General features: G+C 64.6%; 2 pseudogenes. Both read right to left on the reverse strand.

Annotation, left to right across the window (positions count from 1 at the left end):
* Positions 1 to 54: 54 nt before the first annotated feature.
* A pseudogene (gene istB, locus G3T14_RS24085) lies at positions 55 to 744 on the reverse strand (IS21-like element helper ATPase IstB); the annotation flags it as partial.
* A pseudogene (locus G3T14_RS24090) lies at positions 734 to 1,620 on the reverse strand (IS21 family transposase); the annotation flags it as partial. The pseudogenes G3T14_RS24090 and istB, both read right to left, overlap by 11 nt.

A 1,620-nucleotide genomic window follows, 5' to 3' on the forward strand; every position in this document is an offset into this window, starting at 1 on the left:
GCAACGACCTCAGCTTGGCACAGCGATGCCGTTCGGGGGCCGTCCACCCCATCAGTGGTGGGTGAGGCGATCGAGCAGCGCGGTGGTCATCTTGGCATCGCCGAAGATCCCGGCCCATTCGCTAAAGCTGAGGTTGGTGGTGATCACGACGCTGGTGCGTTCGTAGAGCTTGGACAGCAGGTGGAACAGCAGGGCCCCTCCTGATGCGCTGAAGGGGAGATAGCCCAGTTCGTCCAAAATGATCAGGTCTTGGCGCAGCAACCGTTCGGCCAGCTGTCCCGCTTTGTTCTGGGCTTTCTCCTGTTCAAGTGCATTGACCAGGTCGACTGTCGCGAAGAAGCGGACCTTCTTGCGATGATGCTCGATGGCCTGCACGCCCAGGGCGGTCGCGATATGCGTCTTGCCGGTGCCCGGGCCACCGATCAGGACGACGTTGTGTGCGCCGTCGATGAAGTCGCCTCCGTGCAGGGTGCGAACCATGGCCTCGTTGACCTCGCTGGCAGCGAAGTCGAACGCGGTCAGATCCTTGTAGGCCGGAAAGCGGGCGGCCTTGATTTGGTAGGCGACGGATCGAACCTCCCGCTCGGCCATCTCGGCCTTGAGCAGCTGGGACAGGAGCGGGACGGTTACCTCGAAGGCGGGTGCGCCTTGCTCCACAAGATCGACGACGGCCTGGGACATGCCGTACATCTTGAGCCCGCGCAGCATGACGATGATGGCGGCGCTGGCGGGATCATGACGCATGGCGCACCGCCTTCCTGCGGAGCGCGTCGTAGCGCTCGACATCGGCCTTCGGCTCCTGGCGCAAGACGAGCGCCTGTGGGGCATCGATAGTGGCCACGCTCGATGGCTTACCGTCGAGCAGCCGGTGCAGGATGTTGAGGACGTGGATCTTGGTGGGAACGCCGCCGTCGAGCGCCAGTTCGACCGCGCAGAGAACGGCCTGCTCGTCATGGTGCAGCACGAGTGCCAGAATCTCCACCATCTCTCGATCGCCGCCCGGATGTTTGAGGAGGTGACCTTGCAGCCGCCGGAAGGCATCCGGCATCTCGGCGAAGGGAGCCCCGTTGCGCAGGGCGCCCGGCTTGCGCTGGATGACGGCCAGGTAGTGGCGCCAGTCGTAGACCGTGCGCCCGGCCACGGTATGCGCGCGCGCGATGACCCGGGGATGCTCGCACAGGATCCGGCCTTCCGCGGCGATAACGATGCGCTGCGGGTAGATCCGCAAGCTCACGGGACGGTTGGCAAGAGAGGCCGGAACCGAATAGCGGTTGCGCTCGAAGTGCACGAGGCAGGTCGGCGAGACCCGCTTGGTGTGCTCGACGAAGCCGTCGAAGGGACGGCCCAGCGGCATCAGGCTCGCCACCTCATTGGTCCACGCATCCGCCAGCGTGCCGGGAAGCTCCCCGTGCGGGATCTCCTTCCAAGCCGCGATGCAGCGCGTCTCGAGCCAGGCGTTCAGCCCGTCGAGATCGGCGAAGCTGGGTAACGGTTGCCATAGCCGACGACGCGTATCCTGGACGTTCTTCTCGACCTGACCCTTTTCCCAGCCCGATGCGGGATTGCAGAAGGTTGTGTCGAACAGATAGTGGCTCGCCATAGCGGCAAAGCGCCCGTTCA

Origin of the sequence: Methylobacterium sp. BTF04 (assembly GCF_010692745.1) — a bacterium.
Classification (GTDB): Bacteria; Pseudomonadota; Alphaproteobacteria; order Rhizobiales; family Beijerinckiaceae; genus Methylobacterium.